Annotated in this window: 18 protein-coding genes; 17 read left to right on the top strand and 1 reads right to left on the bottom strand. The window is 44.8% G+C overall.

Annotated features, from left to right (window positions below):
* Positions 1 to 70 precede the first annotated feature (70 nt).
* From lpdA to ABE28_RS14810, 13 genes are all read left to right on the top strand, one after another.
* On the top strand, positions 71 to 1,492 hold the full coding sequence (lpdA, locus tag ABE28_RS14870; protein ID WP_064463253.1) for a dihydrolipoyl dehydrogenase: 1,422 nt from the start codon (positions 71 to 73) through the stop codon (positions 1,490 to 1,492).
* Between the two features lie 24 nt (positions 1,493 to 1,516).
* The gene (locus ABE28_RS14865) at positions 1,517 to 2,512 is read left to right on the top strand and encodes a thiamine pyrophosphate-dependent dehydrogenase E1 component subunit alpha (RefSeq protein WP_064463251.1); all 996 of its coding nucleotides are present in this window, start codon (positions 1,517 to 1,519) and stop codon (positions 2,510 to 2,512) included.
* 12 nt (positions 2,513 to 2,524) lie between these two features.
* The gene (locus ABE28_RS14860) at positions 2,525 to 3,508 is read left to right on the top strand and encodes an alpha-ketoacid dehydrogenase subunit beta (protein WP_064463249.1); all 984 of its coding nucleotides are present in this window, start codon (positions 2,525 to 2,527) and stop codon (positions 3,506 to 3,508) included.
* Positions 3,509 to 3,533: 25 nt separating this feature from the next.
* Positions 3,534 to 4,829, top strand: coding sequence for a dihydrolipoamide acetyltransferase family protein (locus tag ABE28_RS14855; RefSeq protein ID WP_064463247.1), 1,296 nt, complete (start codon positions 3,534 to 3,536; stop codon positions 4,827 to 4,829).
* A gap of 457 nt (positions 4,830 to 5,286) precedes the next feature.
* Positions 5,287 to 7,167 carry a methylmalonyl-CoA mutase family protein gene (locus ABE28_RS14850; RefSeq protein ID WP_064463245.1) on the top strand — a complete coding sequence of 627 codons (1,881 nt, stop codon included), beginning with the start codon at positions 5,287 to 5,289 and terminating at the stop codon, positions 7,165 to 7,167.
* A gap of 1 nt (position 7,168) precedes the next feature.
* Positions 7,169 to 9,361: a methylmalonyl-CoA mutase gene (gene scpA, locus ABE28_RS14845; protein ID WP_064463243.1), complete on the top strand. Its 2,193-nt coding sequence runs from the start codon at positions 7,169 to 7,171 to the stop codon at positions 9,359 to 9,361.
* A complete protein-coding gene (gene meaB, locus ABE28_RS14840; RefSeq protein WP_064463241.1) occupies positions 9,361 to 10,482 on the top strand; it encodes a methylmalonyl Co-A mutase-associated GTPase MeaB in 1,122 nt (373 codons plus the stop codon). The genes scpA and meaB overlap by 1 nt, the downstream gene beginning before the upstream one ends.
* Before the next feature lie 207 nt (positions 10,483 to 10,689).
* Entirely contained in the window at positions 10,690 to 11,127 is a 438-nt protein-coding gene (locus ABE28_RS14835; RefSeq protein WP_064463239.1) for a BrxA/BrxB family bacilliredoxin, read from the top strand.
* Between the two features lie 530 nt (positions 11,128 to 11,657).
* Entirely contained in the window at positions 11,658 to 12,470 is an 813-nt protein-coding gene (locus ABE28_RS14830; RefSeq protein ID WP_064463237.1) for a transporter substrate-binding domain-containing protein, read from the top strand.
* Between the two features lie 128 nt (positions 12,471 to 12,598).
* Positions 12,599 to 13,258 carry an amino acid ABC transporter permease gene (locus ABE28_RS14825; RefSeq protein ID WP_061144441.1) on the top strand — a complete coding sequence of 220 codons (660 nt, stop codon included), beginning with the start codon at positions 12,599 to 12,601 and terminating at the stop codon, positions 13,256 to 13,258.
* Positions 13,251 to 13,973: an amino acid ABC transporter ATP-binding protein gene (locus tag ABE28_RS14820; protein ID WP_064463235.1), complete on the top strand. Its 723-nt coding sequence runs from the start codon at positions 13,251 to 13,253 to the stop codon at positions 13,971 to 13,973. Before ABE28_RS14825 ends, ABE28_RS14820 begins: the two co-directional genes overlap by 8 nt.
* A 190-nt stretch (positions 13,974 to 14,163) precedes the next feature.
* A complete protein-coding gene (locus ABE28_RS14815) occupies positions 14,164 to 15,153 on the top strand; it encodes an aromatic acid exporter family protein (protein ID WP_064463233.1) in 990 nt (329 codons plus the stop codon).
* Positions 15,154 to 15,183: 30 nt separating this feature from the next.
* Entirely contained in the window at positions 15,184 to 15,699 is a 516-nt protein-coding gene (locus ABE28_RS14810) for a L,D-transpeptidase (protein ID WP_064463232.1), read from the top strand.
* A 41-nt stretch (positions 15,700 to 15,740) separates the two neighbouring features.
* On the opposite strand, the gene prli42 is transcribed toward ABE28_RS14810, so the two are convergent.
* Positions 15,741 to 15,836 (bottom strand): stressosome-associated protein Prli42, encoded by a 96-nt coding sequence (prli42, locus tag ABE28_RS25105; protein ID WP_155645590.1) that lies wholly within the window; start codon positions 15,834 to 15,836, stop codon positions 15,741 to 15,743.
* A gap of 163 nt (positions 15,837 to 15,999) precedes the next feature.
* Between prli42 and mce the strand changes: the two genes are divergently transcribed.
* From mce to ABE28_RS14790, 4 genes are all read left to right on the top strand, one after another.
* The gene (mce, locus tag ABE28_RS14805) at positions 16,000 to 16,422 is read left to right on the top strand and encodes a methylmalonyl-CoA epimerase (RefSeq protein ID WP_064463229.1); all 423 of its coding nucleotides are present in this window, start codon (positions 16,000 to 16,002) and stop codon (positions 16,420 to 16,422) included.
* Positions 16,419 to 17,972 carry an acyl-CoA carboxylase subunit beta gene (locus ABE28_RS14800; protein ID WP_064463227.1) on the top strand — a complete coding sequence of 518 codons (1,554 nt, stop codon included), beginning with the start codon at positions 16,419 to 16,421 and terminating at the stop codon, positions 17,970 to 17,972. Before mce ends, ABE28_RS14800 begins: the two co-directional genes overlap by 4 nt.
* A 196-nt stretch (positions 17,973 to 18,168) precedes the next feature.
* A complete protein-coding gene (locus ABE28_RS14795; RefSeq protein WP_064463225.1) occupies positions 18,169 to 19,287 on the top strand; it encodes a tripeptidase T in 1,119 nt (372 codons plus the stop codon).
* A gap of 372 nt (positions 19,288 to 19,659) precedes the next feature.
* Positions 19,660 to 20,934 (top strand): DNA polymerase IV, encoded by a 1,275-nt coding sequence (locus tag ABE28_RS14790; protein ID WP_064463697.1) that lies wholly within the window; start codon positions 19,660 to 19,662, stop codon positions 20,932 to 20,934.
* Positions 20,935 to 20,947: the final 13 nt, after the last annotated feature.

Here is a 20,947-nt window from a genome sequence, read left to right as displayed (position 1 = left end):
TGGGTAACGTAATAAACAAAGGGGCAGTGAAATTGGGGGCCCAATTGTTTAATAGTGAGGAGGAGTCATTTTGGCTGAAGAATTCGACCTCGTTATCCTCGGCGGAGGAACTGGCGGGTATGTGGCTGCAATAAGGGCTGCTCAATTAGGTTTGAAAACGGCTGTCGTGGAGAAGGGCAAACTCGGCGGAACGTGTCTACATAATGGATGTATTCCTTCAAAAGCACTTTTAAGAAGTGCGGAAGTTTATCAGACTGCCGTGAAAAGTGAGGAATTCGGTATTGTGACCGAAGATGTTAAGATAGATTTCTCAAAGGTGCAGGACAGAAAAAATAAAGTGGTCGATCAACTTTATAAAGGTGTACAGCACCTGATGAAACAAGGGAAGATCACGGTGTATGAAGGTTTGGGGCGTATCCTTGGCCCATCGATCTTTTCACCGATGCCAGGAACGATTTCCGTGGAAATGAACAATGGCAGTGAAAATGAAATGCTGATTCCCCAAAATATCATCATTGCCACCGGTTCCCGTCCAAGGACACTGCCCGGTTTGGAAATCGATGGCGAAATGGTGCTTACATCTGATGAAGCTCTTAAGCTTGAGAGCCTGCCCCGTTCCATCATAATTGTCGGTGGGGGAGTCATCGGCATTGAATGGGCATCCATGCTTAACGATTTTGGCGTGGAAGTGACGGTGCTGGAATATGCAGATAGGATCATCCCGACCGAGGATCATGATATATCAAAGGAAATGCTGCGTCTTCTCGGTAAAAAAGGCGTTAAATTCGTCACGGGAGCAAAGGTATTGCCAGAAACCTTGAAAACGGATGGTTCAGTAGTCATTTCTGCTGAAGTAAATGGAACGACAGAGGAATTCACGGCAGAAAAAATGCTCGTTTCCGTTGGCAGGTCAGCAAATGTTGAAGGAATCGGCCTTGAAAATACTGAAATCGTCAAAGAAAAAGGCTACATTGAAACCAATGAGTTTTTCCAAACGAAGGAAACGCACATCTATGCGATCGGTGACTGTATCGGCGGTTTGCAATTGGCACATGTAGCTTCACATGAAGGGATTACAGCCGTCGAACATATGGCTGGGCAAAAACCGGAACGATTGGATTATTCGCTTATTTCAAAATGTGTGTATTCAAGTCCGGAAGCCGCCAGCGTAGGTCTGACGGAAGAACAGGCGAAAAAGGAAGGGTACGAGCTTAAAATTGGTAAATTCCCATTCCGTGCAGTCGGTAAGGCGCTTGTTTATGGAGAAGCGGATGGCTTTGTCAAAATCATTGCAGACAAGAAAACGGATGATATCCTAGGAGTTCATATGATAGGACCACATGTCACGGATATGATTTCAGAAGCAGGTCTTGCAAGTGTGCTTGATGCGACGCCTTGGGAGATAGCAAAAACCATTCATCCGCATCCAAGTCTTTCCGAAGCAATCGGCGAGGCAGCGCTAGCTGTCGATGGTCTAGCCATTCATTCATAAAGAATAAGGTCAGGAGGTTTTATGATGTCAGAAAAACGTCATGAACAATTAGGCTTAAACGAAGAAACGGTTCTAGATATGTATCGGACAATGCTATTATCCCGAAGGATTGATGAGCGGATGTGGTTGTTGAACCGATCTGGGAAAATCCCCTTCGTGATTTCCTGCCAGGGGCAAGAAGCTGCGCAGGTTGGGGCAGCGTTTGCACTTGATCGGCAAAAGGATTATGTATTGCCTTATTATCGGGATGTAGGTGTGGTGCTAACCTTCGGAATGACGGCAAAAGACTTGATGCTATCAGGTTTTGCGAAAGAGGAGGACCCGAATTCCGGAGGACGTCAAATGCCTGGCCATTTTGGTCAAAAGAAAAATAGGATCGTCACTGGTTCATCTCCTGTAACGACGCAGGTCCCGCATGCAGTCGGAATTGCCCTTGCAGGGAAGATGGAAGGGAAGGATTTGGTAACCTTCGTAACGTTCGGGGAAGGCTCATCCAATCAAGGTGACTTTCATGAAGGTGCCAACTTCGCAGGTGTGCATAAGCTACCGGTGATTTTCATGTGTGAAAATAATAAGTATGCAATATCCGTTCCGATTTCGAAACAGCTTTCGTGTGAAAATGTTTCCGACAGGGCAATTGGCTATGGCATGCCTGGTATAACGGTGGATGGGAATGATCCACTGGAAGTTTACGCCGCAGTGAAGGAAGCGGCCGATCGGGCACGAAGGGGAGAAGGTCCTACCCTTGTAGAAACGGTTTCATACCGGCTCACGCCTCATTCCAGTGATGATGATGACCGGAGTTACAGGACTGCCGATGAAGTGGCCGAAGCAAAAACGAAGGATTCCATCAAAACATTCGGAGCTTATTTGAGAGAAGTGGGCATTTTGAATGACGAGTCTGAAAAACAAATGAACGATGAGGTCATGAAAATCGTCAATGAAGCGACTGATTATGCTGAAAATGCTTCATATCCGAAAGCTGAAAGTGCGATGAACCATGTGTATGCACAAAAGTAAGGGGGTAATAGAATGCCAGTGATTTCTTATATAGATGCCGTAACGATGGCAATGAGGGAAGAGATGGAACGAGATTCCCGTGTATTCGTATTGGGGGAAGATGTTGGTAAAAAAGGTGGCGTCTTTAAAGCAACCAATGGTTTATACGAGCAATTCGGTGAAGACAGGGTCATCGATACGCCGCTAGCTGAATCTGCCATTGCGGGGGTGGGAATTGGAGCAGCCATGTACGGCCTTCGGCCAATTGCGGAAATGCAATTTGCCGATTTCATCATGCCTGCCATTAACCAAATTGTTTCGGAGGCTGCCAAGATTAGATATCGCTCCAATAATGACTGGAGCTGTCCCATGGTCATTCGTGCTCCATATGGCGGAGGCATTCATGGGGCCTTGTATCATTCACAATCGGTTGAAGCCATCTTTGCCAATCAGCCGGGATTGAAAATCGTGATGCCATCCACACCATATGATGTCAAGGGACTGCTTAAAGCAGCCATTCGAGATGAAGATCCCGTGCTTTTCTTTGAACATAAACGCGCTTATCGCCTGATCAAGGGAGAGGTGCCAACTGATGATTATGTACTGCCAATCGGTAAGGCGGATGTGAAGAGGGAAGGGGAAGACATTACGGTCATCTCTTATGGACTTTGCGTGCATTTTGCCCTGCAGGCAGCAGAAAAATTAGCTGCAGATGGAATTTCCGCTCACGTTCTGGACCTGCGGACGGTCTATCCTTTAGACAAGGAAGCCATCATCGAAGCAGCCTCAAAAACGGGGAAAGTGCTTCTCGTTACCGAGGATAACAAGGAAGGCAGCATCATGAGTGAGGTCGCCGCCATCATTGCCGAGAATTGCCTATTCGATCTGGATGCTCCGGTAAGGCGGTTGGCTGGACCTGATGTGCCTGCCATGCCTTATGCTCCTACGATGGAAAAACACTTTATGGTCAATCCGGATAAAGTGGAAAAAGCGATGAGGGAATTGGCTGAGTATTAATGACTGTAAGAAGGAGGAACGATTTATGGCTATGGAATTAATGAAGATGCCTCAACTAGGCGAAAGTGTCACAGAAGGAACCATCAGTAAATGGCTTGTTAAGCCTGGCGATCATGTCACGAAATACGACCCGCTGGCTGAAGTGATGACGGATAAAGTAAATGCTGAGGTTCCTTCTTCCTTTACCGGCATCGTCAAGGAATTGAAAGCGGAAGAAAACCAAACGCTGGCCGTGGGCGAAGTCATTTGCTCAATTGAAGTCGAATCGGCAAACAAGGATACTGAAAATCAAGGGCAAGCAGCTTCACGAACGGAAGAAAATGCTGGAGCGCCTCTTACAGGAGAAGTGCAGCAAACAGCTGACCAATCTAGGAAAGCTCGCTATTCACCTGCCGTGTTGAAACTCTCCCAGGAGCATGGAATCGATCTTTCCAAAGTGAAAGGAACGGGAAGTGAAGGGCGAATCACCCGCAAGGACTTACTAAAGCTTGTTGAGTCAGGTGCCGTTCCTAGCATGGACGAACCTTCTCGAACAACCGAACCGACTCACAATGAAGCAGCTCCTGCCATGACTCGGCGCTCAGCACCAGAAGTTAACGCTTCATCTGTTCCGACTGCTGCTGGCGACAAGGAAATTGCCGTTACTGGTGTGCGTAAAGCGATCGCCTCCAATATGTTAAAAAGCAAGCACGAAATTCCGCATGCTTGGACGATGGTGGAAGTGGACGCAACCAATATGGTAAAACTGCGTGATAATCTTAAATCCGGCTTTAAACAAAAAGAAGGATATAATTTGACATACTTCGCCTTTTTCGTTAAAGCGGTCGCACAAGCACTAACGGAGTTTCCTGAGCTTAATTCGACGTGGGCAGGAGATAAAATCATCCAGAAGAAAGATATCAATATTTCGATTGCCGTTGCGACGGAGGATGCCTTGTTTGTTCCAGTCATCAAAAATGCAGATGAAAAATCAATTAAGGGAATTGCAAGGGAGATACAAGAGCTTGCATCAAAAGTGAAGGCAGGCAGGTTAAAAGCTGAGGATATGCAGGGCGGCACGTTCACGGTGAATAACACAGGCTCATTCGGTTCGGTGCAATCCATGGGAATCATCAATTATCCACAGGCGGCGATTTTACAAGTCGAAACGATTGTAAAACGTCCAGTCGTGATCAATGACATGATTGCTGTACGTGACATGGTGAATCTCTGTCTATCTCTTGACCATCGTGTTTTGGACGGTCTTGTATGCGGCCGGTTCCTTGCCAGGGTCAAAGAAATCATCGAAAATATTTCCAAAGACAACACCTCGATCTATTAAAAGATTGAAAAGGAAAGGCCAAATAGGCAGTTTCCAGACAAAGGGGTTCGGATTTTTATCCGAACCCCTTTTGACATTTTTTTGTTTTTCGTACGAATGAAAGAGCAGCCAATGGCAGCTTCTTTTTAGGAATCCGATGATTTTTCAAGTGGATTTCGCTGAAAAGAATCTTGTTTGGCGGTATTATCGCTTCCTTTTTCCTAGAAAAACATCGACAAAAATTTTATTTTTGCTATTATTTTAGAGAGGGCTGTTGTAATACAGCTCTTTGACTGTAACCTTTCATAGGCGAAAATAGTTCCCTTACCTTAAATTGCAAGAAAATTATGATAGAATATTAGTATAATCGAGATCATATCGATGGGAGGGTGGTTTTCTTATCTAAACTGACTGAGCGTTCGTTCTCCGTAAAAAGGCTGGACGCTTGAGATGACAAGCGATAAGAAAGCGATTACAAATGGAGCTTAAGGATGTAAGAAACATAACCTTTCCGGAGCCTTCTTTAGCCGAATGGAAAGAAGCGGTGGAGGTCACTTTAAAAGGTAAAAGTATGGACCAATTAAAAACAGATACATATGAAGGCATCACCCTAGATCCGCTCTATACGGAAACGGCCAATTCAAGAGCAAAAAAAGTTGAATTACCAGGGTTCTTTCCTTTCACGCGCGGAACATCCCCCATGGGTTATCATGAAAATCCTTGGCTCGCCGTCCAGCCTGTAAGCGGTATCACGGCAAAAGAGGCGAATGAAAAAATGCTGGCAGCTTTCAAGCGCGGCCAAAATATCGCTGCATACCCAGCCCGGTTGCTTGCTGAAGGAGTAAGGTTTGAAAACTTGATTAAGGATATTCCATTAAAGGTTGTACCGGTTTTCATGGATTTAAAAGGTGGCCAAAAGAGATTTCTGGCACAATTCAAAGCTGCAGGCAAATCCGATAATGCCCAATTGACAGGCGTACTTGCAGAGGATCCCATTGCCCAATGGCTCATTGTCGGCCAGTTGCCGGAAGATATGGACGATTATTTTGCAGAATGGGTGAAGACGACCGAAGAATATCAAAAGGTAGGTCAAAATTTAAAAACCGTCCTGATCGATACGGCTGTATATCATAATGGCGGAGCGAATGCCGTGCAAGAAATTGCGTACGGATTGTCGGTTGCCGTCCATTATTTATTGGAAGGGCAAAAACAAGGACTGCCTATCGCTGCCTTTGCCGAAAAAATCGTCTTTTCTTTTGCAGTGGACTCCAATTACTTCATGACAATCGCTAAGCTAAGGGCGGCTAGGCGCCTTTGGGCCTGTATTGGCGAAGCTTTTGAAACAGCTCCGGATCATTTTAAAATGTCGATTCATGCCGTTACGTCCGAATTGACGGAAACGCTATATGACGAGCACGTCAATATCCTTCGGACCACCAACCAAGCCTTTGCAGCCGCCATTGGAGGCATTGATTATCTTCAAATTCATCCATTCAATCACGCTAGTGGCGGAACGGATGATTTTGCGGAAAGAATTGCCCGTAACATACACTTGATCTTAAAAGAAGAAACGAATATAACGACGGTGGTCGATCCTGCAGGCGGTTCTTGGTATGTTGAGCAATTAACGGATGAATTGGCTGAAAAGGCTTGGAATAAATTCCTTGAAATCGACGAGGCCGGAGGGATTATACCGTTGATCAAGCAAGGAACTTTACAGAAGGAAATAGCTAGCGTCTTCCAAGAAAGAATCCAAAAGGCAGCTTATAGAAAAGAAAGCATGATCGGGACGAATGTATATCCGAATCCAGCAGATAAGATTATGAAAGCCCCTGCGAAGGAAGGCCATACATCATATATCAAGGTTGAGAAGGCAATTGAAATCATGCCAATTAACTTGGAACGCATATCTGTTCAGTTCGAAAGGATTAGAATGCGCAGCGAAAGGCACAAGGCAACGAACGGAGCTTCACCGAAAATCGGCTTGATCAATTTGAAAGACATCAAATCCCATAAGCCGCGTGCCGACTTCATAAAAGGACTTACTGCAGCAGGAGGGATCGAAACGCTGGAAAGTAAAGGCTGTCAATCCATTGGGGAAGCAGTCGAGTACGTCGCTTCAACCAATCTCGCCATCTATTGTGTTTGTGGGAGCGATGCTGACTACAGCGAATTCGCGGCAGTCGTCATTAGCGAGATTAAAAAGCGATTTCCACATATCCATATTTATTGTGCCGGCAAACAGCAAAAGGAACTGGAAATTACCCTAAGCGAAGCTGGTGTCAAAGATTTTATTCATGTTAAAACGAATGCTATTGCCATGGTAGAGGAATTATTGCATGAGCTAGGGGTGGAATGAAATGAAAAAGCCGGATTTTTCAACTATAAACCCAATCAGGGCGGAAAGAAAAGGGACCGTTGAAGCATGGAAAAAAGAAGCTGAAAAAGCCGTTGGAGAAAAAATTGATGATTTAGTGTTTGAAACGAACGAACAAATAATGGTCAAGCCGCTTTATGTAAAAACGGATAATCAGGATTTGGAGCATATGGAAAGTATGCCGGGCATCGCTCCATTTACAAGGGGACCTTATCCTTCTATGTATGTCAATCGCCCTTGGACGGTACGTCAATATGCAGGTTTTTCTACTGCAGAGGAATCCAATGCTTTTTACAGGCGTAATTTGGCGATGGGCCAAAAGGGACTTTCCGTTGCTTTTGATTTAGCCACACACCGTGGCTATGACTCCGATCATCCCCGTGTTATCGGTGATGTGGGGAAGGCGGGTGTTGCCATTGATTCCATTTTGGACATGAAAATCCTTTTCGATGGGATTCCGCTCGATCAGATGTCTGTTTCGATGACGATGAATGGTGCCGTTCTGCCTATTCTGGCTTTTTACATCGTGACAGCAGAAGAGCAAGGCGTCACACAGGATAAACTTTCAGGTACGATCCAAAATGATATCCTCAAGGAATATATGGTTCGGAATACGTATATTTACCCGCCTGAAATGTCGATGAAAATCATTGCTGACATTTTCGAGTATACGTCCAAATATATGCCGAAATTCAATTCCATATCCATCTCCGGCTATCATCTGCAAGAGGCTGGGGCTCCGGCGGATATCGAGCTTGCGTATACGTTGGCAGATGGTCTTGAGTATGCACGTACAGGGATGAAAGCAGGCATAGCCATCGACAAATTCGCGCCGCGGCTGTCATTCTTCTGGGCTGTAGGGATGAACTACTTCATGGAAGTGGCGAAAATGAGGGCCGCCCGTTTCATTTGGTCAAAACTGATGAAACAATTCGATCCGAAAAACAAAAAGGCGATGGCGTTGAGGACCCATTCCCAAACCTCTGGCTGGAGTCTCTCCGAACAGGATCCGTTTAACAATGTTGCGCGGACGTTGATTGAAGCACATGCAGCCGCTCTTGGACATACACAGTCCCTGCATACGAACGCTTTGGATGAGGCCATTGCTCTGCCTACCGATTTTTCGGCACGGATTGCCCGTAACACACAGCTTTATTTGCAGGAGGAGACGGGAATTACAAAGGTCATCGATCCGTGGGCAGGTTCATATTATGTAGAAGCACTTACGGATGAATTAATCGAGCGGGCCTGGGCCCATATCGAAGAAATCGAAGAGCTTGGAGGAATGGCAAAGGCGATTGAAACCGGACTGCCAAAAATGAGAATCGAGGAGGCAGCGGCAAAGCGGCAGGCTAAAATCGACTCCCAAGATGAGACGATCGTCGGGGTCAATAAATATCGTTTGAAAAAAGAAGATCCTATTGAAATACTGGAGATCGATAATACCGCCGTTCGCGAAAGCCAGCTTAAGCGTTTACGTGAATTGAAGGGGAAACGTGATCAGGCAATGGTGGACGAAGCTCTTCAGGCTTTAACAGCGGCTGCCAGTACAGGTGAGGGGAATCTGCTTGAATTGGCTGTGCAGGCTGCAAGGGTGAGGGCCTCGTTAGGCGAAATTTCGGATGCGATCGAAGAGGTCGCCGGCCGCCACAAAGCGACGATCCGTTCCGTCAGCGGCGTTTATAGCGCTGCATACTCCAGGGAAGCGGAGATTGAGGAAGTTGTCCGCATGACGGAGGAATTCCTTGAAAATGAAGGAAGGAGACCGCGTTTGCTTATGGCCAAAATGGGCCAGGACGGTCATGATCGCGGAGCAAAAGTGGTGGGAACGGGATTTGCAGATTTGGGCTATGATGTCGATATCGGTCCATTATTCCAAACCCCGGAAGAAACGGCTCTACAGGCCGTCGAAAATGATGTACACGTAGTTGGCATGAGCTCACTGGCTGCCGGACATAAGACCCTGTTGCCGCAGCTTATGGCGGAACTGAAGAAGCTGGGGCGTGAAGACATCATTGTGATCGTTGGCGGCGTCATTCCGGCACAGGATTATGAGTACTTAATGGAAAATGGTGCTTCTGCCATTTTCGGGCCTGGAACGGTCATTCCCCAGGCAGCGAAAAAGGTGCTTTTCGAAATATACAGGCGCCTCGGATATGAAGAAGTGGCCCAATAATGAGTGATCACAAGAAGCCGGAATGGTTCGATCCTAACAATCAGGAGGGTTTTGCTTCATCGTTAAAACCAGGTGTGGAATTGACCTCTGACCGTAACAAAGGATCAACGAGCAGATTCGTCAAAAAGCAAGATGCCCCCATATCGGTCCAAGAACTGAAAAAGGGGATCTTATCCGGGAACAGGGCAAGGCTGGCTAAAGGTATTACATTGATTGAAAGCAATGCTGCCCACCATTTTGATTATGCACAGGAATTGTTGCATTCACTCCTTCCCCATACGGGGCGGTCGATTCGAATCGGTATTTCAGGAGTGCCAGGAGCCGGGAAAAGCACGTTCATCGAGACGTTCGGAACCTATTTATGTGACAAAGGCCATAAGGTTGCGGTCCTTGCCGTCGATCCAAGTTCTTCCATTAACGGGGGAAGTATATTAGGTGATAAGACGAGGATGGAGGAACTGGCAAGAAATCCTTTCGCATTCATCAGACCTTCGCCTTCAGAAGGTACTTTGGGAGGCGTGCATCGCAAAACTAGGGAAACGATGCTGCTTTGTGAAGCGGCAGGATTCGATGTCATCCTTATTGAAACCGTCGGTGTCGGTCAGAGTGAAGCGATCGTCCGAAGCATGGTTGATTTCTTCATGCTCCTTGTCCTGACAGGCGCAGGCGATGAATTACAAGGAATGAAAAAAGGGATAATGGAGCTTGTTGATGGGATTGTGGTCAACAAAGCGGATGGTGATAATATTCCGCTTGCGATTAGGACGAAGTCGGAATATAGCAGAATCCTGCATTTTCTCCAGCCGGCAACGAAAGGGTGGGGAGGGAAAGCCTATACATGTTCTGCAATAACCGGAAAAGGAATACCCGAGCTTTGGGATGTATTGGAGGATTTTTCCGATACGACAAAGAAATCTGGTGTTTTCCAGGAACGGAGAAGAATGCAAGCCAAGGAGTGGCTTTATTCATTAATGGATCATCAGCTTAAAATGATGTTTTATAAAAATGAAGCCGTCAAGGAGCTGCTCCCCATCCTCGAAAATGAGGTGATGTCTGGCAATAAAACGGTCACCGCTGCCGTTAAGCAGGCATTTCAAGCTTTTATGGATACACTTAAGTAAAAAAAGGGAGTATGCATTAGTTTATGCATATCCCTTCCTTTTGTATGAAGTGAAGCTTTCTCGTTGTTAGACATATGTTTCCCACTTCGGTTCCGTTTTAAACTTGTTTGTCTAAGCCTTTAGGCAAAATGGCAGGTAAATTTATTGAATCGAGATGTGGCAATTGTTATGATAGAGTTGAAGAGAAAACTTGGAAGGGGCATAACCATGAATATGGATTTTAATTTTTTGATGAACGATGTGGTCAAACAAGCTCGCGATGAGATTAAGATTGCTGGATATACAGAATTGACGACTCCCGAGGAAGTGGAAGAAGTATTTGCACAAAAAGGCACCACACTTGTCATGGTCAACTCCGTTTGTGGCTGCGCGGGGGGAATAGCCAGACCAGCAGCGGCTCATGCCATCCATAACGATAAACGTCCAGACCAGCTTGTGACAGTTTTTGCCGGGCAAGATAAAGCAGCGACGGAGAAGGCGCGCGATTATTTCGAAGGGTATCCGCCATCATCGCCATCATTCGCATTGCTTAAAGATGGAAAAATCATCACGATGATAGAACGCCATGAAATTGAAGGCCATCATCCGATGTCAGTTGTCGAAAAATTACAAGACTACTTCGATCAATATTGCGAAGAAGTGTAAGTCATTAATAAAACGAAGGCACCGCCCGTTCGGCGCGTTCAGAAAAAAGGGGTTCGGAATGATTTAATTCCGGACCCCTTTTGCTATTTAGTGAACGCTATTTTGTTTATACACTTGGGAGCTCGCTTTCCGTCCTATTTCTAGCAGTGTCAATCAAAAAACAACATTCGAATTTCACGAAAATATATGATAGATAAACTTCGTGTTCCTTTGCCTTCCTCCACAGCCTGGCCCCGCAAGCTTGGTTGGTCTTTTCATTCGTAAATCTGCATAAAAAAGAAACATTTAGGAAAAAAGATAAAGAAGGGTCACATATAAGCTTTGCGCTTGAGAAAAAGGTGAGCACAGCAATGTGATTTATGGTAATATTCTGAAAAATAAATCTATTGATTGCGATATTGAATAATTGCAAGAGTGTGTTAAAATACAAAATAGTGTATGAATATTAGTTATTTAAATTAATTGATATTTTAACTAATTACCAAATTTAATAACAAAAGAAATGAAAATATCATTTTGGAGGAATAATGATGAAATTTAAAAAGCAGTTATCGTTGTTGCTTGCTACCGTATTGATGATTGGAGTATTGGCGGCATGCGGAACATCAAAGAAAGAAGAAGATAAGAGCACAGCTGGCAATAAGGACAAAAAGGTTCTGGTCATGGGAACTTCTGCGGATTATCCGCCATTTGAATATGTGGAAACATCTAAAAGTGATGAAATAAAGGGCTTTGACATCGATATCGCTAAAGCGATCGGAAAGAAATTGGGCTATGAGGTTCAAGTGAAGGATATTGATTTTAATAGTCTCGTTCCTGCGCTGGAAAACAAATCCATCGATTTTGTCATCTCTGGAATGACACCTACAGAAAAACGTGAGCAATCCGTCGATTTCAGTGATATTTATTATACGGCTAAAAACATGATCATCACGACACAGGACAGCAAAATCAAAACGGTTGAAGATTTAAAAGGAAAAACGGTTGGCGTGCAGCTTGCATCCATTCAGGAGACATTGGCGACAGACTTGGATAAAAGCAAGGATCTTGGAATGAAGGTCGAAAAGCGGAATCGGATTCCAGAGGTTGTTCAAGAAATGTCCACTGGACGTTTTGATGCCGTCATCATGGAAGATACTGTGGCAAAAGGCTATTTAAAAGACAATAAAGAGTTAGTTGGCTACTTAATCGAATCCGGTGAAGAAGAAGCCGGTTCGGCAATCGCATTCCAAAAGGGAAGTAAACTAACGGACCAATTCAATGCTGAATTGAAGAAAATGTTAGAGAATGGCGAGATGGAAAAATTAATTATAAAATGGTTCGGTGGTAACGCAACTGAATAATACAAAGAAAGGAAAAGCGTTCAGAAGTGATGCAATAGTATACCTTCTGAACGTTTTTCCTCGCTTTATTGTTGTTGTAATGAAGCAAGGAAGGTCACGGGGACCTTCTTTTAGAGAGGATGAATGGAGTGAATCTGGAATTTGATAGGATCATGCCATCCCTGCCATATATTATGGAAGGGATACCGACTACATTAAAGGTAGTGGCGGTAGCGGCTGTAATAGGTTTCGTTTTGGGGATACTATTATCAATACTTAAAATCAGTAGAATTAAACCACTGAATTGGATTGCGGACTTTTATACTTCCATTTTTCGCGGTACACCTTTAGTACTGCAATTGATGTTAATTTATTTTGGTTCACCACAAATACTCGGAATCCAAATCGAAGCATTCCAAGCAGCATTTTTAGCCTTCGGATTAAATTCTGCCGCGTACATCTCGGAAATCATCAGGGGAGGCATCTTAGCTGTTGATAAAGGACAGCGTGAGGCTGCACTGGCGCTAGGGGTTCCGTATTCCGGGATGATGCTCAATATTATCCTTCCGCAAGCCATCAAGAATATCCTGCCGTCCCTCGTGAACGAACTGATATCTCTGACGAAGGAATCGGCTGTGGTCACGATCATTGGATTGGGTGATATCATGCGCCGTTCATATATTGTCGGCGGTGAGACCTATAAATTCTTCGAGCCGATTTTATTTGCCGGCCTCATTTATTATGTGATGGTCATGATTCTTACCATCTTAGGCAAAGTGATTGAAAGGAGAATGAGACGCAGTGATTAAAATTGATGAACTCAAAAAAAATTATGGCAGGCTCGAGGTGTTGAAAGGAATCAGCACCGAGATCGCCCAGGGTGAAGTGTTGGCCATTATCGGTCCATCCGGATCCGGTAAATCAACCTTCCTGCGTTGCATTAATATGCTGGAAACCCCTACAGATGGTCAAATCTGGTTTAAAGATCAAGTTATCACCGATAAAAAGACCAATATCATGAAAGTGCGGGAAAATGTCGGTATGGTATTTCAGCATTTTCATTTATTCCCTCATAAGACCGTGCTTGAAAACTTGACATATGCACCGATGAAGGTGAAAAAATTATCCAAGGCGGAGGCAGTAAGGCAAGCACGTGAGCTCTTGACCAAAGTGGGCTTGGCCGATAAAGAATCGTCCTACCCGAATCGCCTGTCAGGCGGACAAAAACAAAGGGTTGCCATTGCACGGGCATTGGCCATGAACCCGGAGGTCATGCTTTTCGATGAGCCGACTTCAGCGCTCGATCCCGAGATGGTGAAGGAAGTGCTCGAGGTCATGAAGTCATTGGCTCATACGGGAATGACCATGCTGATCGTAACGCATGAGATGGGATTCGCCAAAGAAGTGGCCGATCGCGTTCTGTTCTTGGATGAAGGCCTGCTCGTTGAGGAAAGTGCCCCGAGTGAATTCTTTTCCAATCCAAAAAGTCAGCGAGCAAAAGACTTCTTGGAAAAAGTTTTATAAGCGGAGCAAATAGTATATAATCAAGAAAAAAAGGTGACATTTAGGTTGCCTTTTTTTATTTTATTTCAATAACGTATTTTTGAATGAATGTATATGAAAATCGGGAATTTTATGTTCAAAGGACTGTGAAAATTTCTGTAATCCTGATAGTATTATAATAGTAAGAGAAAGAGCCAGGTGATACATAACAATGTTTAAAATCGGATACAGAACGATTAAAACCGCTTTAGGGGCTACCTTGGCAATCATTATTTCACAAATGCTTAATTTGGATAATTTCGCGTCTGCGGGAATCATTACGATTTTATGTATCCAGGTTACGAAAAAAAAGTCGGTGTATGCCTCCTGGCACCGGTTTTTAGCTTGTATAATCGCAATGGCCTATTCAGCCCTTATGTTTCAATTCATCGCCTTCCATCCGCTGATCATAGGATTGATCCTATTGATCTTCATTCCTACGACCGTTGCCTTGAAGATCAATGAGGGAATCGTTACGAGCTGTGTCATCATTTTACATTTATATGGTTCGGGAGACATCACGTTTTCCTTGCTGATGAATGAAACGATATTAATCGCCGTAGGGGTCGGGGTGGCGCTTGTCATGAATCTGTACATGCCTAGTGTGGATGATAAGCTTTTGGACTATCAGGAGCGCATTGAAACGAATTTCAGCGAAATTTTGATGGGGATCGTCCGGTATTTACGGGATAATGATCACACATGGGGTGGAAAGGAAATCACTGAAACGGGTGATCTTCTTAACGAAGCCAAAAGCCTTGCCTTCAGGGATGTGGAGAATCATTTTTTAAGGGAAGAAGATCTGTATTACCATTATTTTAAAATGCGTGAAAAGCAATTTGAAATAATTGAGCGCATTCTCCCTTTAGTCACGAATATTCCGTTGGTCGTCAAGCAAAGCGGCATCGTGGCGAATTTCATAGAAGACCTGGCCGAGAATGTCCATCCCCAAAATACGGCCATCATCTACTTGAAGAAGCTTGAGGAGCTGGAGGTCTTTTTTAGGGGGATGGCACTTCCGCAGACACGGGAAGAGTTTGAATCCAGGGCCGCATTATTGCAGCTCATGAAGGAAATGGAGCGCTACTTATTGTTGAAGCATTCATTCAAGGGATTGCCGAAACTTAACAATCACCGAATGAAGAAGAGGCACTTGGCTTAAACTAAGCAAAAAGTAAAGGAATTGATACAAATGAGATGGATCCTTTCTTTAATGCTTATGTTATCGTTGTGGCCGCTATCTGTACATGCCGAACCTCAGCCCGTTAAGGCTGGTGATGCTTTCATCATCATCAATAAAGCCAGCAATAAATTGGCTTTCATCGATGATAACGAGGTCAAGGAGATTTTGCCGGTCGGTACCGGGAAGAGCCAGGAGCTGACGCCTGAAGGGATTTTCACCATTAAGGTTAAAGCTGTCAATCCTTATTATCGAAAAAAGAATATTCCTGGCGGCGATCCCAGGAATCCATTGGGATCGAGATGGATTGGATTTGATGCACGGAATACCGATGGAAGGATTTACGGGATTCATGGTACGAATCAACCTTCCTCGATTGGAAAGTTCATTTCAAATGGCTGTGTGCGCATGCATAAATCCGATGTAGAGCGCTTGTACGAAAAAGTCACTGCAGGTACAAAGGTGTTGATCACCCATTCATCCGAGGACTTCAAAACATTGGCAATGAAAAGTGGCGCGATAAAATAAAGAGAGGGAAGCTTGATGCTCCCCTCTCCATTCGATATCTATTACAAAAGAAATGCAATCCCTGACAATAACGTTGTTAGTATCATTGAGATAAGCATTAAATACACAACGATTTTTCTCATTTTTTTGTTTCCCATATGCTCTCTCCCTTTAAACAGTTTAATTGATTTCATTTTAACGTGTACGTTTGGCAGAAACAAGTAAAAGTATAATGTTCATATTATTTCGAATCTTAGGATTTCATGTGAATGATAGTCATATTTTAATAGAATCAACCGATTGGATTAGGGGGACTGGAAGATGATAAAACATATCGATCATATCGGCATTGCGGTCAAGTCATTGGATGAGACGTTGCCGCTTTACACGGAAACACTGAAGTTGGAACTCGAAGGGATCGAGACTGTGGAAAGCCAAGGTGTGAAAGTAGCCTTTATCATGGCAGGCAATACCCGTTTGGAATTATTGGAAGCGTTATCACCGGAAAGTCCAATCGCTAAATTCATCGTAAAGCATGGTGAAGGCATTCATCATGTCGCTCTTGGTGTAGAGGATATCGAAGCGCGGATCAAAGATTTGAAACAATCAGGAATACGCATGATCGATGATACATCGCGTAAGGGGGCACATGATGCGGATGTGGCTTTCGTTCATCCGAAGTCTACTGCAGGTGTATTATATGAACTTTGTGAACAATCATTATCGAAGGAGGAGCAGGGATGACAGAGGACATATATGGAGCGATCAATGATTTATATGATAGACGCCGTAAAGTGGAGATGGGCGGCGGTGAAGGAAGAATCGATAAGCAACATGAAAAAGGAAAGCTTACGGCAAGGGAAAGGATCGATCTTTTAGTTGATCCAGGATCGTTCATCGAACTTAATCCCTTTATCAAACACCGTAACACCAATTTTGGGATGGCAAAGGAAGAAGGACCGGGGGAAGGGGTCGTTACGGGCTACGGAAAGGTAAACGGCCGTGACATCTATTTGTTCTCACAGGATTTCACTGTGTTTGGCGGTGCACTAGGGGAAATGCATGCTTTGAAAATTGCCAATGTCATGGATTTGGCAGCGGAAAATGGAGCACCCTTCATCGGTTTGAATGATTCTGGAGGGGCACGCATTCAAGAGGGTGTAGTCTCTCTTGACGGATATGGCCAAATCTTTTACCGGAACTCCATTTATTCAGGCGTCATTCCACAAATTTCAGTTATCTTGGGACCTTGTGCAGGCGGGGCCGTTTATTCTCCAGCCATAACCGACTTCGTTTTCATGGTGGAAAAAACGAGTCAAATGTTCATTACTGGACCAAAAGTGATTGAGACAGTTACAGGGGAGAAGATTTCATCAGAAGGATTGGGCGGAGCGACTGTACATAATACCATTAGCGGTAATGCCCATTTCAAGGGGGCATCTGAAGAGCAGGTTCTGGCTGACGTTAGACGTCTCCTGAGCTATTTGCCACAAAATAATGAAGAGAAGCCGCCGGTTTTGGAAAGTGACGATGGAGATGACTACCGTCCTGATTTAACGGATGTTGTCCCTTTTGAAGGTATTCGCCCATATGATGTTCGGAAAGTGTTGGAGCAAGTCGTCGATGAGGGTTCCTTCATGGAGGTACAGGAGGGCTTTGCGAAAAATATCGTGATTGGTTTGGCACGAATCAAAGGGAAAACAGTGGGGCTTGTTTGCAACCAGCCGAAAGTGTTGGCTGGCGGACTGGATATTGATTCATCCGATAAGGCTGCCCGCTTCATCCGTTTTTGTGACTCATTCAACATTCCTTTAATTACGTTTGAGGACGTGTCAGGATTCTTCCCGGGTGTCAAGCAGGAGCATGGGGGGATTATCCGCCACGGAGCAAAGCTTCTCTATGCTTACTCCGAAGCGACCGTGCCGAAGTTGACAATTATCCTGCGTAAAGCATACGGCGGAGCCTATGTGGCCTTAAACAGTAAATCGATTGGGGCGGACCTTACTTTTGCCTGGCCGAATGCCGAAATTGCGGTGATGGGCTCTGCTGGAGCGGCAAATATCATCTTTGCTCGTGAGATACAAAACAGTGAAGATCCGGAAGCTGCTCGTGCGGCTAAAATTGAAGAATACCGGGAAAAATTCGCCAATCCTTATATCGCTGCCAGCCTTGGTATGGTGGATGATGTCATTGATCCCCGGGAAACCAGGATCAAGATCATCCAATCGCTTGAAATGCTCCGCAACAAAAAAGAGAAGCGACCGTGGAAAAAACATGGAAATATCCCGCTGTAATGCCATATGCAAAGAGCCCAAATGCTAGTTGTTTGGGCTCTTACCTCTAGGGGGAGAAAGCTAAAAGGGAGTGATGCAGAGTTTCACTCAGCAGTTAACAAGCATGATCAGAGGCGATTGACTTTCACATTATTTGCCGGAGCGCCGCTTTTAGAAGTATAATTAAAGAGGAAAACTTTTTTGGAGGTTTTATTTTATGATTAATGAAGAGCGTATCGTAAGCGAATTTATGGAATTGGTGCAAATTGATTCCGAAACGAAAAATGAAGCAGCCATCGCCAAAGTCCTGAAAGAAAAATTCACGGCTTTAGGTGTAGAGGTTTTCGAAGATGATACAACGGCTGTTACCGGTCATGGTGCAGGCAATTTAATATGTACGCTTAAAGGAACGAAGGAAGGCGTAGATACAATTTATTTCACTTCGCATATGGATACGGTTGTGCCTGGTCAGGGCATCAAGCCTTCCATTAAGGATGGATACATAGTGTCAGACGGAACAACCATTTTGGGAGCGGATGACAAAGCGGGATTAGCGGTCATGTTAGAAACGCTTAAAGTATTGAAGGAACAAAAAATTGAGCATGGGACAATCGAATTCATCATCACGGTCGGGGAAGAATCTGGATTGGTTGGAGCAAAAGCGATGGATCGCTCCCTTGTAACGGCTAAATTCGGTTTTGCACTTGATAGTGATGGAAAAGTGGGGAATGTGGTGGTCGCTGCACCTACTCAGGCGAAAGTGTCTGCAACCATCTTAGGCAAAACCGCCCATGCCGGTGTGGCTCCTGAAAAAGGGGTTTCAGCGATAACGATTGCTGCCAAAGCGATTTCAAGAATGCCATTGGGCCGTATCGACGAGGAAACGACAGCTAACATCGGCCGTTTCCAAGGAGGACAGCAAACGAATATCGTTTGTGACCATGTGGAAATCCTTGCTGAAGCAAGATCCTTAGTCCCTGAGAAGATGGAAAAACAGGTAGCGAGAATGAAAGAAGCATTCGAGACGGCAGCCATTGAAATGGGCGGGCGTGCTGAAGTGGAAGTTAACGTCATGTACCCTGGATTCAAATATGGTGCCGGCGATCATGTTGTCGAAATTGCAAGGAAGGCAGCGGAAAAAATCGGCCGCCCATGCGAGCTTGTGAAAAGCGGCGGCGGAAGCGATGCGAATGTCATTGCTGGTTTTGGGATACCAACTGTCAATCTTGCAGTCGGCTATGAAGATATCCATACTACGAATGAAAGAATTCCGGTTGAGGAATTGACAAAACTTGCTGAAATGGTCATCAGCATCATTCAGGAAGTATCCGCGTAGTAGTGAAAAAAGGATAGGGGATGTGGGGAGCTTCGTTTCCGTTAAGTACTTAGACGAGAAGTTGCTTCTGAACCATCCCCTGTTCTTGCTCATATTCAATAGAAGATGATGGACGGGCTTGATGTAACGGCAGCACAAGCTTAAATCTGCTTATGTGACTATTGGATGAAAGGCTATTAACGGTTTGATTGCGGTTGGCGTTCAAGTATGGCAGAAGACATTTACGGTCATCAATGAAATGATGGCTGTTTTTCTTTAAGCGACAAGCCTTTCCCTTGGCTAACCCGTTTTAATAGGGGGATCTTAGAAGAAATGTTTTTTTATGGACCCCGCTATCCGTATTTTTATTTTTTCAAGGATGTGACGGTCAATATGAAGAACATGTATCCCAAAAATGGCAGGGTCATTCTCCATGTAGACATGAATAGCTTTTATGCTTCGGTGGAAATGTCCTATGATGTTTCTTTGAAGGGCAAGCCGCTTGCTATCGCTGGTAATGTTGAAGAGAGAAGGGGCATAATCGTCACCTGCAGCTATGAGGCGAGAAAGTTCGGGGTTAAAACGACGATGCCGATATGGCAGGCGAAAAAACTCTGCCCCCAATTGGTCATCCAGAAGCCGAACTTCGAACGTTATCGAAAGGCTTCACTGGCCATTTTCGATTTATTAAGGCAATATACGGAGCTGGTTGAACCGGTTTCGATCGATGAAGGCTATCTGGATATCAGTGAATGCGCCGAATTGGGTTCACCTGTGGAAATAGCCAAAAGCATTCAGGAAAGGATTTATAACACGATGGACCTCCCATGCAGTATCGGGATCGCTCCTAATAAATTCCTGGCCAAAACTGCCTCGGATATGAAGAAGCCAATGGGGATCACGGTTTTAAGGAAAAGGGACATTCCTGAGAAGCTTTGGCCACTGCAAGTCGGTGAAATGCATGGTATCGGTGAGAAAACCTCCGAAAAACTTCATACGATCGGCATCATCACAATCAAAGACCTTGCCCATTCCCTGGAAAGTCAGCTGAAACAATTGCTTGGGATCAATGGGATCCGTTTGAAAGATAGGGCCAATGGCATTGACCCAAGGCTTGTGGATCCTGAATCGATTTTTGAACATAAGAGCATCGGGAACTCGACCACTCTCCCTCATGACTCCACCAACCAAAAAGAACTGCTCGGTGTCCTGGAAAAGCTTTCGGGAAAGGTGGCTGCCCGTTTGAAAAATAAACGCCTCCTTGGTCAAAAAATAGGAGTGACGATCCGGTACAAAGACCGTCGCACCATTACGAGAAGCCGGACCGTTTCCAACCCGGTGTTTGAAAAAAAGGACATATTGGCTGGAGCGACCGAACTTTTCATGAAAAATTGGAATGGTGAAGGTATCAGGCTTCTCGGCGTAACCGCCCATGATGTCGTCGAGAAGGAGTCGGCCTTCTTGCAGTTGGATATTTTTTCTTTTCAAAAGGAAGCTGAAAAGGAACCGTTGTATGAAGCGATGGAACACTTGCAAAATAAGTACGGAGAAAATATTATTAAAAAGGGATTGCCCTTGAAGAACGGTTCGATCGGAACAGACACGAGCTTCAGTAAAGATTTCTTCGAGCGATCAAGGAGGAAGGGTCCTCCAGGTGGCAAAGAATAGCTTCTGGCTGTGT

Source organism: Peribacillus muralis (genome assembly GCF_001645685.2).
Classification (GTDB): Bacteria; Bacillota; Bacilli; order Bacillales; family DSM-1321; genus Peribacillus; species Peribacillus muralis_A.
Note: the sequence above shows the minus strand (reverse complement) of the source record. Positions and strands in the feature narration are given on the sequence as shown.

Excerpts from the sequence above, each read along its gene's own strand:
- ABE28_RS14815 (WP_064463233.1), top strand. The coding sequence starts at position 14,164 with ATGTTTAAAATCGGATACAGAACGATTAAAACCGCTTTAGGGGCTACC.
- ABE28_RS14835 (WP_064463239.1), top strand. The coding sequence starts at position 10,690 with ATGAATATGGATTTTAATTTTTTGATGAACGATGTGGTCAAACAAGCT.
- ABE28_RS14795 (WP_064463225.1), top strand. The coding sequence starts at position 18,169 with ATGATTAATGAAGAGCGTATCGTAAGCGAATTTATGGAATTGGTGCAA.
- scpA (WP_064463243.1), top strand. The coding sequence starts at position 7,169 with ATGAAAAAGCCGGATTTTTCAACTATAAACCCAATCAGGGCGGAAAGA.
- ABE28_RS14810 (WP_064463232.1), top strand. The coding sequence starts at position 15,184 with ATGAGATGGATCCTTTCTTTAATGCTTATGTTATCGTTGTGGCCGCTA.
- ABE28_RS14790 (WP_064463697.1), top strand. The coding sequence starts at position 19,660 with ATGAAGAACATGTATCCCAAAAATGGCAGGGTCATTCTCCATGTAGAC.
- mce (WP_064463229.1), top strand. The coding sequence starts at position 16,000 with ATGATAAAACATATCGATCATATCGGCATTGCGGTCAAGTCATTGGAT.
- ABE28_RS14830 (WP_064463237.1), top strand. The coding sequence starts at position 11,658 with ATGAAATTTAAAAAGCAGTTATCGTTGTTGCTTGCTACCGTATTGATG.
- ABE28_RS14865 (WP_064463251.1), top strand. The coding sequence starts at position 1,517 with ATGTCAGAAAAACGTCATGAACAATTAGGCTTAAACGAAGAAACGGTT.
- ABE28_RS14850 (WP_064463245.1), top strand. The coding sequence starts at position 5,287 with ATGGAGCTTAAGGATGTAAGAAACATAACCTTTCCGGAGCCTTCTTTA.
- ABE28_RS14800 (WP_064463227.1), top strand. The coding sequence starts at position 16,419 with ATGACAGAGGACATATATGGAGCGATCAATGATTTATATGATAGACGC.
- ABE28_RS14855 (WP_064463247.1), top strand. The coding sequence starts at position 3,534 with ATGGCTATGGAATTAATGAAGATGCCTCAACTAGGCGAAAGTGTCACA.
- meaB (WP_064463241.1), top strand. The coding sequence starts at position 9,361 with ATGAGTGATCACAAGAAGCCGGAATGGTTCGATCCTAACAATCAGGAG.
- prli42 (WP_155645590.1), bottom strand. The coding sequence starts at position 15,836 with ATGGGAAACAAAAAAATGAGAAAAATCGTTGTGTATTTAATGCTTATC.
- ABE28_RS14860 (WP_064463249.1), top strand. The coding sequence starts at position 2,525 with ATGCCAGTGATTTCTTATATAGATGCCGTAACGATGGCAATGAGGGAA.